The sequence below is a fragment of the Spiroplasma monobiae MQ-1 genome, assembly GCF_002865545.1.
In the GTDB taxonomy this organism is placed as follows: Bacteria; Bacillota_I; Bacilli_A; order Mycoplasmatales; family Mycoplasmataceae; genus Spiroplasma_A; species Spiroplasma_A monobiae.
The window spans coordinates 285,396-300,802 of the sequence record NZ_CP025543.1; the positions used below are offsets into that span (position 1 = coordinate 285,396).

The 15,407-nt window shown below is 27.0% G+C and carries 14 protein-coding genes, 1 tRNA gene and 1 pseudogene; all 16 read left to right on the forward strand.

The window, feature by feature from the left end:
• The first annotated feature begins 4 nt into the window (after positions 1 to 4).
• Positions 5 to 1,675: a dicarboxylate/amino acid:cation symporter gene (locus SMONO_RS01405; protein WP_101780568.1), complete on the forward strand. Its 1,671-nt coding sequence runs from the start codon at positions 5 to 7 to the stop codon at positions 1,673 to 1,675.
• A gap of 61 nt (positions 1,676 to 1,736) precedes the next feature.
• Positions 1,737 to 2,042 carry a single-stranded DNA-binding protein gene (locus SMONO_RS01410; RefSeq protein WP_101780569.1) on the forward strand — a complete coding sequence of 102 codons (306 nt, stop codon included), beginning with the start codon at positions 1,737 to 1,739 and terminating at the stop codon, positions 2,040 to 2,042.
• Entirely contained in the window at positions 2,042 to 2,797 is a 756-nt protein-coding gene (locus SMONO_RS01415; protein WP_101780571.1) for a DNA-processing protein DprA, read from the forward strand. The genes SMONO_RS01410 and SMONO_RS01415 overlap by 1 nt, the downstream gene beginning before the upstream one ends.
• A gap of 197 nt (positions 2,798 to 2,994) precedes the next feature.
• A pseudogene (locus tag SMONO_RS04400) lies at positions 2,995 to 4,980 on the forward strand (ABC transporter ATP-binding protein).
• Positions 4,981 to 5,120: 140 nt separating this feature from the next.
• The gene (locus tag SMONO_RS01430; protein ID WP_101780576.1) at positions 5,121 to 6,719 is read left to right on the forward strand and encodes an ABC transporter ATP-binding protein/permease; all 1,599 of its coding nucleotides are present in this window, start codon (positions 5,121 to 5,123) and stop codon (positions 6,717 to 6,719) included.
• A 63-nt stretch (positions 6,720 to 6,782) separates the two neighbouring features.
• Positions 6,783 to 8,099 carry a methylenetetrahydrofolate--tRNA-(uracil(54)-C(5))-methyltransferase (FADH(2)-oxidizing) TrmFO gene (trmFO, locus tag SMONO_RS01435; RefSeq protein ID WP_101780577.1) on the forward strand — a complete coding sequence of 439 codons (1,317 nt, stop codon included), beginning with the start codon at positions 6,783 to 6,785 and terminating at the stop codon, positions 8,097 to 8,099.
• Positions 8,100 to 8,115: 16 nt separating this feature from the next.
• Complete coding sequence (locus SMONO_RS01440; protein ID WP_101780578.1) at positions 8,116 to 9,714, forward strand: hypothetical protein; 1,599 nt, start codon at positions 8,116 to 8,118, stop codon at positions 9,712 to 9,714.
• A gap of 51 nt (positions 9,715 to 9,765) precedes the next feature.
• A tRNA-Arg gene (locus tag SMONO_RS01445) sits at positions 9,766 to 9,842 on the forward strand.
• 88 nt (positions 9,843 to 9,930) lie between these two features.
• On the forward strand, positions 9,931 to 10,698 hold the full coding sequence (locus tag SMONO_RS01450) for a GNAT family N-acetyltransferase (protein ID WP_101780579.1): 768 nt from the start codon (positions 9,931 to 9,933) through the stop codon (positions 10,696 to 10,698).
• Positions 10,699 to 10,722: 24 nt separating this feature from the next.
• A complete protein-coding gene (locus tag SMONO_RS01455; RefSeq protein WP_101780580.1) occupies positions 10,723 to 11,973 on the forward strand; it encodes a hypothetical protein in 1,251 nt (416 codons plus the stop codon).
• A 308-nt stretch (positions 11,974 to 12,281) separates the two neighbouring features.
• Positions 12,282 to 12,671, forward strand: a complete 390-nt coding sequence (gene rpsP, locus SMONO_RS04390; protein WP_101780581.1) for a 30S ribosomal protein S16 — start codon at positions 12,282 to 12,284, stop codon at positions 12,669 to 12,671.
• A 2-nt stretch (positions 12,672 to 12,673) separates the two neighbouring features.
• Complete coding sequence (locus tag SMONO_RS01465) at positions 12,674 to 12,934, forward strand: hypothetical protein (protein ID WP_101780582.1); 261 nt, start codon at positions 12,674 to 12,676, stop codon at positions 12,932 to 12,934.
• On the forward strand, positions 12,927 to 13,421 hold the full coding sequence (gene rimM / locus SMONO_RS01470; protein WP_101780583.1) for a ribosome maturation factor RimM: 495 nt from the start codon (positions 12,927 to 12,929) through the stop codon (positions 13,419 to 13,421). Before SMONO_RS01465 ends, rimM begins: the two co-directional genes overlap by 8 nt.
• The gene (gene trmD / locus SMONO_RS01475) at positions 13,421 to 14,152 is read left to right on the forward strand and encodes a tRNA (guanosine(37)-N1)-methyltransferase TrmD (RefSeq protein WP_101780584.1); all 732 of its coding nucleotides are present in this window, start codon (positions 13,421 to 13,423) and stop codon (positions 14,150 to 14,152) included. Before rimM ends, trmD begins: the two co-directional genes overlap by 1 nt.
• Entirely contained in the window at positions 14,152 to 14,556 is a 405-nt protein-coding gene (gene rplS, locus SMONO_RS01480) for a 50S ribosomal protein L19 (RefSeq protein ID WP_425443422.1), read from the forward strand. Before trmD ends, rplS begins: the two co-directional genes overlap by 1 nt.
• A gap of 107 nt (positions 14,557 to 14,663) precedes the next feature.
• Complete coding sequence (locus SMONO_RS01485) at positions 14,664 to 15,407, forward strand: DUF3196 family protein (RefSeq protein WP_101780586.1); 744 nt, start codon at positions 14,664 to 14,666, stop codon at positions 15,405 to 15,407.

Genomic DNA, 15,407 nt, shown 5'->3' on the forward strand with positions numbered 1-15,407 from the left:
TAAAATGACAATCTTAGCAGAAGATACAGGTCATAATTTGCTTAGAGATTTTCTAGCAATTAGTACATGACAATCACTTGTAGCAATTACAATATTTATATCTTTACAAGTTGGTTTATGATTCTTTCTAAAGAAATATAAATTTGCTTTTATGTATAGAGTTATTTTGGGAATGGCAATAGGTTTAATATTTGGTATTGTATTACAATCAATTATTGGCTTTCCTGGATCAGATGGTTTTGAAGAAATATCAAAACCAACAAATAAATTATATTGAATTTATGAATTAAATATATGAGCTTCATTCTTTAAAAATATTTTTATTAATGGAGTTTATTTATTGACTGTACCAATCGTATTTATTGCGATATTTAAAATTACTTCAAAACCAGGAGAAACTGGTTTGGGAAGAATTACAGTAAAAGGAATAGCATTATTGTTATTTAATGTTGCTGTTATGTTCACAATAACCTTTTTTATAGGTTTGTTATTAAAGGTAGGAGAAGGTTTTGATTTATCATCAGAAAGTTCTGTTCCGAATAGGGATAATGTCCCATTGCCCCAAATTATTTGAGGATATATTCCTAATAATATTATTGGGGCTATGGCTACTAATTCAATCATACCTGTAATGGTTGTTGGAGCTTTGGCCGGAGGAAGTGTGAAAATTCTTTCAAAGAAAAAACAAGTTGAAATGGAAGCAATTAGAAAAGCTATGAATACAGGCTGAGATATTATGATGTCAATTTTAATGACATTTATGAAAATTATGCCATTAGCTGTTATGTCTATGATAACTGTTTCTATAACTTCAAGACCAATTGGGGCTCTTGCTACAATTGGTAAAGTTATTGGAGTAGGTTACTTGGGAGTTATTATTGCGTTGGGGATACTGACTTTAGAAATTTTCTTAAGTGGTGTAAAAGTTGGTGCTTGATGAAAAAAAGCTTGAAGACCTTTAATACAAGGATTTTCAACTCAGTCTTCAAATGCATCACTGCCTGTTGCTATGGAAACATTAACTGAAGATATGAAAGTTAATGGAAAAGCGTCAAATACAATTCAACCAATTTCTACAACAATGGGATTGATTGCTTGTGCTGGTGTTCAATCAGGGTTAGCAACAAGTATTTTATGAACTGGAACAACAACTGGTAGTGCTGTTCATGATATGGGATTATTCACATTCTTTATTATGGCATTATTTGTAACTGTTATTGCTTCTTTGGGAATAGCGGGAGTTCCGGGAACTGCTACAGTTGTTACTGTTGGTGTTCTTGGGGGAATGGGGTTTGGTGGATATGCAGGAAGTGTCCTTGCTGTTATTGCACCACTAGACGGACTATTTGATATGGGAAGAACTGGAGCTAATGTCACTGGTGGTGTTGCTGTTGCAACTATTGTCGGTAAATCTGAAGGACTCATTGAGGAAGGTTCTGATCTATTGGGTGAAAAAGGAATAAAATTACAAAAACAAATTCTTGAAAAACACAAATATAGAGATGATTATATAAACTCTATTAACTCTTTAAAAATTTCTGCTTCAAAGGAATTAAAAAATAAGGAATTAACTGTTGACGATAAAAAAGTCATTACAAACAAATTAAAAGAGAATTTATTAAAAGAAAAATTAAACTTCAAAGAAAAGAATAAGTTTTTAAAAGATAAGAAATAATTACTAAAAGTAATTATTTTTTTATATTTATAACGATATTAATACTTGGAGGAATATAAAAATGAATAATGTAACAATAATCGGACAAATTGAGGGTAATCCTCAATTGGTATTTAACTCAAAAGATGGAGAAAAAAAATTATATAAATTTACTTTAAGAGTTCCAAGGAATTATAAAACAAAATCAGGAGAACTAATTGATGATTTTATTAATGTTAAAGTTTGATCGAACATTCTTGGCGATGAATATGAGTACTTTGATCAATCATATGTTGGTATTGAAGGAAGACTATTTTCTTTTGGAAACAGCGAAAAAAATAATTATGGTAATGAATTAGTTGCAAATAAAATAATTCATATTAATTAATGGAGAATGTCTTATTATATTTTTCAATAAAATATAATGGTGATTGAGATAAAATTTATCATGCTTTAGACACTAAGGAAAAAATAACACACAAAGACTTAGATGAAATATCTTCTAGAATTGAATGTAATTTTATTACAATTTTAAGCCCTTTATATCCAACGTACCTAAAAAACACACACAAGCCACCATTTGTAATTTATTATGAAGGTGACATTACTTTACTTTCTAAGTATCATAAAACAATAGCTCTTGTTGGTGGAGGAGATGTTGATGATTATGGAGTTAAAAATATTGAAAAACTAATGGAAGAACTTAATGCTGAAAATTCTGTATTTTCAACAATTGAAAGTACAGGTGTTAACAGTGAAGTTTTAGATTATGCATTTAAAAATGAATATAAAGTAATACAAGTTTTAGAAGAAAGTATGAAAGATTATCTTAAAAAAACCATAGATTTAAAGGAAAGAAAGAATTTTTTAGCAATTAGTGAATTTTATGAAAATGAAAAGAATATAAACACTCAATCAACAGATTATTCAAATAGAATGATTTGTGGAATATCAAAAGGTGTAGTTTTTATACAATTTAAAATTAATGAGCCTATAAATAAGTTATTTTCATTTGCAATTAATGAGGGTAAAGAAATTTTTGCTGTCCCTGATAGAAATTTTTCAAAGAACGGTACTAATAAACTTATTAAAAATGGGGCTAAACTAGTTGAAAATGCAAAAGATATATTAAATGAAATTTAATAGTGATATAATGATTTTGTGGTAGAGATATCACACTTGTAAGGCTTAGGCCAAAAAACTAAGTATAAATTAAACTAATCATTTTATTCCCGACACACAAATGATAAGAGTAATTTTAATTTGAGAGAGATTTTATCTCTCTTTTTTCATTTTTGGAGTATAATTTTTAAGATATTTATTAGAAAATGGTGAATAAAATGGCTGAAAAAACAACTTTGGAATCTACTCAAGAAGTAAATATCCAAAACCAAAACAAAAATATCAAACCTGAATTTAAGACAAAGAGAAGTGGAAGATCTTTCTTTGCTATAATTATGCATTATTTAAAGAGACACCCAATGCTTGGTGTTTTCTTGGTGTTATTAACTTTAGCTTCTTCTGTAACAAGTGTTTTAAGTCCAAAAATTATTGAAAATATTATGAGTATTTTAACTGCTCCAACAAGAATATCTGCAGCTGGAATAACTGATTTAAGTGAAGAAACAATTAATCGTTTCTTACATTCACTTACAAGTGGTCCTAAAATAACTGCATTTGGTAGTGGTCAAAATGTGATGGATTACATTTTTACAACAGGCTTATTCGGATTTAATTTAAAATGACAAGATTGAATCTATGTTCAATTAGGCTTATTCGGTTCATTAGCGATATTTACTTTCGCTTCTAACTACATTGCTGGAATCATGGGTAAAAATATTGAAATTGAATTAAGAAATAAAACTCTTGAAAGATTAGTAAAACAAGATATGAGTTACTATTCAGATAAAAAAATTGGAGAAATTTTAACAAAAATAGTCTCTGATACTCAAATAATTGGAGATCAAGCGCAACAAGTTCCAGTTACAATGATGAGTGCTGCATTTACATTCTTTGGTGCATTAATAATGATGTTTACAATTAACACTTATTTAACTGTTGTTGTTATCATTACAATGACAATAATTGTTACATCAATATTCTCTACATTTGGAATTGTTAAAAAAGCGGCCTTAAAAACTAGAGATTCAATAACAGATATAAACGGTGATGTAACTGATAGAATTGCTACAGTTAGATTAATTAAAGCATCTGGTACTGAGAACTATGAAACTTAAAGATTTAAAGAAATTCATAAAGATTACTTTAAAAAATCAAGTAGTTTAATTAAATTACAATCAACAGTAATTACTGTATTGGTTGCAGGGGTAAGTTCAATCCAAATGATCATTGTTATTGCTGCTGCAATTAAATGACATAATGATCCAGGAACTTTATCTGTTGTACTAACTGCGTTTATTTCATCTGTTGGAACAATGGTTGGTCCAATTATGCAAGTTGCTAGATTACAAGCTGGATTAATACAAGCTTCAACATCAGCAGTTAGAATTAACGAAATTCTTGGAGCAAAATCAAGAATTAACCCACACTACAACCCTGAAGAAGGAATTCACATTGAAAATATTGACAAAGATATTATATTTAAAAAAGTTGAATTCAGATACCCAGAAAAACCTGAAAAAGTTATTATTCCAGAATTTGATTTCACATTTGAACACGGTAAATCATATGCATTTGTTGGTGAAACTGGAGCTGGTAAATCAACTATTGCTAAATTATTATTGAGATTTTATGATCCATACAAAGGTCAAGTTTTAATAAATGGTAAAGAAGATTTAAAAGATGTAAACTTAGCAAGTTACTTAGATAAAGTGGGATATGTTGAACAAGAACCTCAAATTTTATTCGGAGATGTATTAGACAATATTAAATATGGTAGATTTGATGCTACTGATGAAGAAGCTATTGAAGCTGCTAAACTAGCTGAATTACATGATTTAGTTATGACTTGACCAGAAGGTTATAAAACTGTTCTTGGTGAACGTGGATTTATGTTATCTGGTGGTCAAAAACAAAGACTTGTTATTGCAAGAATGTTCTTAAAAGATCCACAATTATTAATTTTAGATGAAGCAACAAGTGCTTTAGATAATATTGTTGAAAAAGAAATTCAAGCAAAACTTGATAGTTTAATGAAGGGTAGAACAACAGTTACTATCGCTCATAGACTAAGTACAATTAAAAACGTTGACCAAATCATAGTTTTAGCTCCTGAAAAAGGAATTGCACAAGTTGGTACTTTCAATGAATTAAAAAATAAAGAAGGTCACTTCAAAAAACTATATGATGCTGGATTAATGGCATAAAAATAAAATCCTCTACTCATTAAAGTAGAGGATTTTTTATGTGAAAATTCTTTTAATTTTTTTTTTTTTTTTATTTGTATTTTTATTCTATAATATCAATTATGGTGCTTATTTATTGTAAAAATAGAAAGTTAATAAATATGAATAAAGAAAATACTATGAGTAATTTTTCAAAAATTGATGGTGAAAAACCATTAATTAAAATTGAAAATATTTCAAAAATATATAAAAACAAAAAAGCTTTAGATGATGTCAATTTAATAATCAATCCAGGAGATAGAATTGGTGTTATAGGACCCAATGGTGGGGGAAAGTCAACTTTAAGTGAAATTATTGGGGGAATTAGAAAACCAACTTTTGGTAAAGTTACAAGACAAGAAAACATGACCATAGGATTGCAATTTCAAGAATCAAAATATCCAATAGGTATTAGTGTTTTAGATATGGTTAAATATTATCTTGAAACTTTTAATATCCCAATGACAGAAAGAGAACTTACTGAAATACTAAGAAAATTTCAAATAGATAACTTTAAAAATAAATTTTTAGAGGGGTTAAGTGGTGGTCAACAGCAAAGAGTAAATATTCTTTTAAGTTTGATACACAATCCAGACTTAGTAATATTTGATGAAATATCAACAGGACTTGATATAGAAGTTAGAAGTGAAATTTTTGATACAATAAAGGAAAATGTTGTAAATAAAAACAAAGCAATGATTTTAGTTACACACATGATGAGTGAAATAGAAGAACTTTGTGACAAATACATTTATATTCACAACGGTAAAATAAGAGAACAAGGTTTGGTTAAAGATTTAGTTAAACAATATGGATCTGTTCATAACTTCACTTGAAAAAAATTTAAAGAAGAAAAGTCGGCAGATCTTAAAAAAGAAAATCTGCAAGCAGACAAGGAAAATAAAAATAAATTAGATAAAATAATTAACAGTGAAAAAAATAAAGGTAAAAACATACCCTTAATAAAACTTTTATTAAAATACTATTATAAAGGGTTTGCTGTTCCTTTTTTCTTATTTTTCTTCCCATTAATTCTTCTTTTCTTGGAAGGTTTTGTATTTAAAAATATGCCTGATGCCTCAGGGAAACCGGGAGGGCTATTACATAATCTAATCGGTTCTTTGGCGATTATGCAAATTATTGCTGTTGGAATATTTATCATACCTCAAACGATTTTAGAGTTCAAAAATAGTGTTCTTATGAAAAGAATTGGTGCAACAAATATTAAACCTATATTCTTTGTTTTAACAGTTGTTGCAATGGGTATATTCTTTATGATAATTGGATTTTTTTGAACATTGCTTTGAGCAGGAATAATGTTTGGTGGAGACCTAGGTTGATCAAATGTAGCTTTACCAAAACAATTCGGACCATCAGTACCATTTTTGGTGTTAACTTTAGTTCAATCAGTTTCGATGGGAATGATGTTGGCAAGCGTCTTTAGATCAACAACAGCATATATTGCTGTTTCAAATGTTCTTTATATGCCAATAGCTTTTTTGGGTGGTTCATTCCTGCCTATAGATTTAATAATGGATAGTCCGGTTTTAAGATATGCAACATACATTAATTTATTTAAATACTGTATGGAACCATTCTCAAACGCATGGGGAGGGACATTTAGTTTTAATTTAACTACAGGAATTTATTTAGGATTATCATTGTCAATGATTGCTGCATTTACAACAACATCAGCAATGAAACTTAGATGAGAATCATAAAATCTTTATTAATGCACAATTTTATTGTGCCTTTTTTATAATCTTTTTTGTTATAATTAAGCAATGGAAAAACTAGTTAACATAATTGGGGCAGGTTTATCAGGGTGTGAAGCTGCTTATCAATTATCAAAAAGAAGTATTAAAGTTAAATTATATGAGAAAAAAACAATTGAAAGGAATCCTGTTCAAAAATTAGATTACTTTGCTGAATTAGTGTGTTCAAACACTTTAAGGTCAACCGATCTAAAAAACGCAGTTGGTACTTTAAAAGAAGAAATGAGGATGTTTGACTCATTAATAATAAAAGCAGCTGAATTTGCACAAATTCCAGCAGGTGGTAGTCTTGCTGTTGACAGAGATGTATTTTCAAAATATATAACAGATGCAATGAATAATGACCCAAACATTGAAGTTATTGAAAAAGAGTTTGAAAAAATTAATGAAAATGAAATAACGCTTATTGCTTCTGGTCCATTAACAAGCGAAAAACTGCAAACAGAAATAGCGAAGGTTATAGGAGAAGATTATTTTTATTTTTTCGATGCAGTTGCTCCGATAATAACAAAGGATTCAATAAATATGGATGTTGCTTTTAGAAAAAATAGATATGAAAAAGGCGAAACACAAGATTACATTAACTGCCCAATGAATAGAGAACAATATGAATTGTTTTATAACGAACTTGTTAAAGCTGAATTGGCTCCAGTTCATTTAGAATCTGAAAAAAACCTTAAATATTTTGAAGGGTGTATGCCAGTTGAAGTGATGGCAAAAAGAGGGTTTGATACTTTAACTTACGGACCTTTAAAACCTGCTGGACTTAGAAATCTTGATGGAACAAATAATTTTGCTGTTGTTCAATTAAGACAAGATAACGCAGCAGATGACCTATATAATTTTGTTGGTTTTCAAACAAATTTAACATGACCAGAACAAAAAAGGGTGTTTAGATTAATACCGGGTCTTGAAAAAGCTAATTTTGTTAGATATGGTGTAATGCACCAAAATAACTTTATTAATTCACCTACAGTTTTAAATGAATTTAATCAACTTAAATCTAATAAAAATATATTTTTTGCAGGTCAGATAACTGGTGTTGAGGGTTATGTTGAATCAACTTCTTCAGGCATCATAGCTGCAATAAATATTTCAAGGATGTTTGAACAAAAAGAAATGAAAAAATTTCCTAAAGACACTGTAATGGGTGGGCTTCAAAACTACATTATTTCAACGGATTCAAAAAACTTTCAACCAATGAAGGCTAATTGAAGTATTGTTGAAAATTTAGAAATTAAGTCTAAAATTAAAAAAGAAGAAAAAAAAGAACTTTACTCTAGTAGGGCGTTAAACTCTATGAAAGAATTCATTAAAACATTATAAAAAATGAAAGGTATATATGAGAGAAATAGATAAACAAAGTATATTTTGATTTGGATTACATAATTTAGCTCAAGAAAATGCTCAGTTAAAATACTATATAACAACTCAAAAAGAACTTATTTATAATTTGTATCCTGTAGTTTATTTGGGTGTTGTTCAATATTCTTTATACAGAGGAATAGTTTTAGATGAAATTCCTCTTGAAGAAAGCAATACTTATACTGAATATATCTTGCAAAGATATGAAGAAATATACAAAATAAGATATAGATTTGTAAAAGATAAGCCTAAAAAAGCAAATTTAAAAGATGAAGAAACATATGAATTGTGTGAAGAAATTATTTCGAATTTACTCTTACCTTATATTAATGAATACTGTTTCAGAACCTATGATATGTGAAAAAACTTAGCACAAGCATATATTAGGGAAAGTGCAATTAATTATGAATATGATATAAACCATGAATCAGATGATGGAAAAATCAAAACATCAATGCTATATCCTTTTTACTTTACTTTGAGTTTAATTGTTGTTCAAGAAAGACAGGGTTTATATCAAAGAATTGAAAAGTGTTATCAAAAAGATGTTCTATTGAGAAAATTTAATTCTGGAAGAGAATGAAGAGAAAAGGAATTAGATTATTTAAACGAAACTTATGAATTAATAAAGAATGACGAAGAATGACTATTATTTTTAAGTAATTTTTCATCATCTAAATGAGATAACTTTGATTTAAAAGAAAGATTTAAAGCACTATTCCAATTAACAAAACTTACAACTATTTTAATGAAAGATGAAATAAGTGCGGTTACAATGCTTGATGATGGTGAGGAATTATTTGATCAAGTAAAAAACTACTTACCTTTATTTATTTGTGATGACAAAATATTTAATGACAAAAAAGAATTAAAGAGAGACTATAAAAAATCAAATATAAAAATACTTTCTCCTTTTGCAAATCAAAATATAAATATAGAAGTTTTGGGACCCTATATTCAATCTAAAGGAGAAAGATTTACTGATTATAAAAAAGAAACTTTGATTGGAACATCAGAAATTATATACACAGTTCTTGCAAAATTAAGGTTGATATTATTGATTCATGAATATTTACCGAATTTAATTGATTCAAGAATTGCTCCAAAGAAAAAATTATTTGTAGAAGTATTAAATCTTTTTCAAGAAGTTAAAGAGTGTAAATTCAAAAGAAATCTTGATGTTGAGAACTTACTTGAAGCAGACTTTTTGATCTCGGAAGACGATATAAACGAAATATTAGAATCAGAGTATACAAATATAAAAGATTTCTATAATAAAAACTGTTTCTATAAAATTGGAAAAATAATGAGTTTAATGCTTGGAGTAGAAAACACAACTGCTTCAAGAATGGAATATGATTTATTTGAATTATTTAGAAATATAATAATTTTAATGGGTCCTCATCCATTGGATCATACTGTTCAAACATCTGAAACAATAGAAAAACTATACAATAGTTTTAAACTAATGTGTGAAGATTATGAAAAACTTCTTCAAAGAGATTTGGAAGAATCCAAAAAATATATATCTAATATTGAATTGCCATTAAAGTTATTAAGATGAAAAAAAGACTAAATTTAATAGTAATATAGCAAAAAATTTGCTATTATTATTTTGTCTTATTTTGCCCACGTAGCTCAGTAGGATAGAGCATGCGCCTTCTAAGCGTAGGGTCAGAAGTTCGAATCTTCTCGTGGGCGCCATTAAGAAATTAGGTACTAGTTTGCAAACTAGTATTTTTTTTTATTCTTTTTTACAATATGGTTGTAAAATGAATAGGAGGTAAAAAATATGAAATTTCTATACAAACAAAAAATATCAGAAAATGAAGGACATGATAATCTTGGTAGAGCATATCTTAGTTATTTCTCAGATCCAATAAATGACCCATTTGAAATTATAAAAGAAGGTAATTTACAATTATTTAAATTTAAAAAGCATGAAAATTCAATTGTTACAATTAATTGAGATTATAGTACTGAAGATATTGATAAATTTAATCAATATTCACCTAAATTTTTGGTTAACTTAACAAATAAAAAATATGATAATCAAGAATTAAAGGGTATGAAATTTAAAGGTGGATACACATTTATGAGATTAAATCTTAAAGGTTTAACCAAATTTGATGCTTTGGAATTAGAGGGTGCAACATTTGAAAAAATGACCAACTCAGTTGAATTGGATACCTTTGTAGATATTGTTGGAACGGTTTTCACTTCTGACGTAACAAGTTCTAAAAAATTTTATGGAATATTTGATGAATACAAAGACTTAAGTGAATTATTTTTAATTAAATATAATAAAGATATTGTTGGTACTGGCCATTTAATTCATTTTGATAAAAACAGCTCAATTGTTGATGACATTGCAATTAGTGAAAAAGCTAGAGGCAAGGGTTTAGCAACATTTTTAATGAAATCACTTATAAATTGATCAATTGACAACGGAAAAGAAGAATTATGCTTATTTGGTAGTGATGAGGCATTCAATATATATAAAAAATTAGGGTTTAAGGAAGAAGATTTTTGACTTGAACAGTTTGAACTGATTTATTAATAATTAAAGAAAAGAGAAAAATAAATGAAAAAATTTAGTATTCAATTAGTTTTTATCAGTGTATTATTTTTTGCTTATTACTTTTATAGTGCTTGAGTGGGCAGTTTTAAAGATGGTGAATTAATGTTTGAATTATTTGATCCTTTTAAATTAATTTTATTGGGTATGATTTTCACTATAATTTATGCAGCTATAAAAAACTTATTATTTTCTAGGTTTGTAAATTTAAAACAATACAGAAAAACACTTAGGGACAATATATTGTTTGAATTTGAAAATACAATAATTTATGTGAAAAACTTAAGAAAGGTAGTGGAAAAGAATGATTATGTTGGAGTTAAAAAAGCTTTAAAAGATTTTAAAACAATAGCTTATAGACCTAATTATCTTTCTGACTTCATGGAAGTTTTGGCAAATGAAATATTAAAACAAAAAGATTTGTCTATTTATATCAATTCTGTTGAAGTTATTTTGAATAATATTGAAAAGAACTTTTCTCTAGAAAGTGAAAGAGTTTTAAAAAATCAAAAAGGTATGGCAGAAATCAGAATGACAGAAGCATACTTTACAAATACGAGTTGAGACTCAATTAAATATAATTTGGCTTTAAATAATCTGGATAATAGCAAATCTAGTAGATGAAAAATATCAAGTTTATATATTGCTAAATTTAAAAACTCTTTATTTATGTCATTCTTAATAACATCAACTATATTTATATTTGTTGGATTAGGAATGTATTTAAATAAAACAGCATTTAATAATTACGCACTTGTGGCTTATTTGGCAAGTCTACTAATAATATCTATGATTCATTACAATATAACAATATTTATATCTTCTAAAAAAATGAATATTAAGATTTACTGAAGCCATCTAATGGTTTACTATGTTGTTATATCTTTAATATTTGCAAATATAATACTGAACATAATATTTTTCCCTAGTGTTGGCAATATTGAAGTTTTAAATGAGGTAGCTTGATACAATTCTGAATTGTTGAACTTTTTAAAAAACATATTATATATAGTTTTTTCTACAATGTTGCTAACATATGTTTTTGGAGGACTTTTAGAATTGTTAGAAAATAACAAATTTAATTTCAAAAACTCTATTGAAGCTTTTATAATTCCTTTAAGTATATTTATATTAACTTTAGCTATAAATATAGTTTCAATACATACTCTGGGAGATACTTTATATTTTATAAATTTTGCAATATTAACAGTTTTTTGAACTTTTATTGGTATTTGAAATAAATTTTTTGCAAAATAGTAAAATGTTTTTATTGAAGTAAAATTATATTTATTCTAAAATCATTTATTTTTATACATTTATAATCTTTAATATTAAAAGGGTTATGAAAAGAAGTATACATACAAAAATATGCTATAAATGTAAGTTAAAAATTGAAGAAAGGGATAAATATAAGCACTTTGAAGATCATGATATATTCTTGAATAAAGTAATATTTTATGCACACAATGAATGTTTAAAATAAGTTTGTTAAGTAATTTAACTTGACAAACTTATTTTTTAGTTTAATATTAATAATGTTCTTAAATAGAAAATAAGGAGGAAACATGGTTAAATTAAGATTAAAAAGAGCTGGTAAAAAAAGAGCTGCTTTCTACAGAATTGTTGCTTCAGATGCACGTGTTAAACGTGATGGAGAGTACATTGAATTAATTGGAACATACAATCCAATCAATGGAGAAGTTAACGTTAAAAAAGAAGTTGCTTTAAAATGATTACAACAAGGAGCTCAACCTACTGATACAGTTAGAAATATTCTTTCAAAAGAAGGTGTTATGACTGATTTGCACAACGTTAAATTAGAAAACAAAAAAAACCAACCTAAGAAAGAAAAAGCTGCTAAAAAACCTGCAGCAAAAAAAACAACAACAGCTGCCAAAAAACCTGCAGCTGCCAAAAAACCTGCTGCAGCAAAAGAAGAAGCTCCTGCAGAATAATTATGCAAGAAGCTTTTAAGGCGATTGATTGATTGTTCAAAGATATTGTCCCTAAAGATATAAAATATGTTTTTAAGGAAAAATATGAAACAGATCAATCATATGAATTTATACTTGTTATTGAAGAAAAAGACTTACTTTTTTTTAAAAACAAAAAAAGTGAAAACTTAATTAAGTCAATAATTGATATTGCAAATTCGAGTAATTCAAATTTTTCTAAAAAAATAGTTATAGATTTAGAGGTATTAGAAACATATGCTTAATAATCTAAAAAAAATAGGAAAAATTGTTGCAACCCATGGTTTAAAAGGAGAACTAAAATTCAAATTAGAGGATAATTTAATTATTTCTGGAGAATTTCAAGGAGAACAATTATTCTTGGAGAATAGTTCAAAAAATCTGGATGTTTTTGAGGTTAAAAAATCTTATTTTTTAAACAAAAAACATGTGATAGCTTTAGAAGAAATAACTAATATTGACAAAGCTCAAAAATTAGTAAATAACATAGTTTATGTTAAAAAAGATTCTGATTTCATTGAAGAAGAATTTAGTTATGTTGGTTTTGAATGTTTTTATAATAACAAATCTTATGGAAAAGTTATTGAAGAAATGTTTAATGGAGCACATGACTTAATAAAACTTAAAGTGGAAAATAAAGAAGTATGAGTTCCTTGTGTTGATTTCTACATTGAAAATGTAGATGAAGAAAATAAGGAAATTACATTAAAGGAATTTGAGGTTTTAATATAATGAAATTTTCAATTATTACCTTATTTCCAAATTTAATAAAATCATACATATCAGAATCTATTATTAAAAGAGCTGTTGATAAAAATAGTATTGAAGTTGAAGTTATAGATTTAAGAAATCACACTACCTTAAAACATAATCAAGTTGATGACTATCAATTTGGTGGCGGAAAAGGTATGGTTTTAATGGCAGAGCCAGTGGTTAATGCGATTGAAAGTTGCAAAACTAAAAACAGTTTAGTTGTCTTAACAAGTCCTCAAGGAAAAACTTGAAACCAAAGTTCGGCAAGAGAATATGCATCATCTAATGAACACATAATATTAATATGTGGTCATTATGAGGGGTTTGATGAAAGAATTTTGGATTATGTCGATTTAGAAATATCGATTGGTGATTATGTTTTAACTGGAGGGGAAATTGCAAGCATAGCAATTCTTGATTCAATAACAAGATTATTGGATGGAGTTATAGCAAAAGATTCTCATTTGAATGATAGTTTTGAAAATAACTTATTAGATCATCCTGTCTACACTAAACCAATAGAGTTTAGGGGCAAAATTGTTCCAGAAGTTCTTACTAGTGGACATCATGCAAATATTGAAAAATATCGCCAAGAAGGCAGATTAAAAAATACTTTTAATAAAAGACCAGATCTTTTAGAAAAAAGTAAATTATCAAACACAGATTTAGAATTTATTGAAAAATTAAAAAAAGTGAAAGGAGATAATTAATTATGAATATGTTAACAAAAAACACAAAAGCTTTAATTGATGAACAATTAAACAATAATCTTCCAAATTTTACATCAGGAGATACTATCAAAGTTAGTGTAAAAATTAAAGAGGGAGAAAAATTCCGTATACAAGCATTCGAAGGTGTGGTTATTAAAACTCAAGGTAGTGGAATATCATACTCAGTTTGTGTAAGAAAAAACTCAAATGGTGTTTTTGTTGAAAGAACTTTCCCAGTTCATTCACCAATTATTGAATCAATTGAAATTATTAAACGTGGACGTGTAAGAAGAGCAAGAATTTACTACATTAGAAAATTATCAGGTAAAGCTGCACGTATTAAAGAAGTTATTAATAACAAAGCAAAAGATGCTTCATCTGTTAAAAAAGCTGTTAAAAAATAATTCAAATAAAATAATGATCTCTCATATGTTGGGAGATTTTTTTATTTTATAGTAATGAATAAAACTTCTAAAAAAGGTAAAATATACTTTGTTAAGAGGTAAGTTTTATGAAAAATTATTATGATGAAATAATGGAAAAAATAAATGAAGCTGTAAATAATAATGATTTTGATGAAGCCTTCAGAATTGTTTCTGAAGAATTAAATGCACCTTATGTTCCAAATGATTTTGAAGAGCAATTAGAAAAAATGCAAAGTCAAATAATAGAGAAATTAAATTTAAAAGATAATAATTTAAGTAATTGAAATACAGAAAAGGTATTAGAAATTATGTCTAAAAAAATGGATCAAGATGTTCATTTAATGGCTTTTGATGCACTAAGGGGTTTGAATGCAAGACTTATAATTGAAGAAATTAAAGATTATCTTGTTGATGAAGAAATAAAGCCAGAATACAAAACCTTTCTATTAATGGTTTTAATCGAACAAGCAGTAGATAAAGAAATAACTATTAAAAAAGAATCTGAGAGCATAACAATAAATCCTTCAAAATTTAATTTAAATGATGCACAAGATGTTTTGAGAGATATTGAGTTAAAAATAGAACAAGTTGTGTATGATACAAATCCGAGTTTATTTTCAATTTGCCAACATATTGCCAACACATTTTTTTATAATAAATTTCCAATGTTAAATTTTGATAACTATTCTTTAAATGATTTAGCCATGGCAATAATTATAAAAGCTACAAACTCTTTGGGTTTAGAATTAGAAGAATATTTAGAATTAAAATTAGAGTTTAATAAAGAAAATACAATGTTATTATTAAATGAGTTGAATAATATTGTTTAG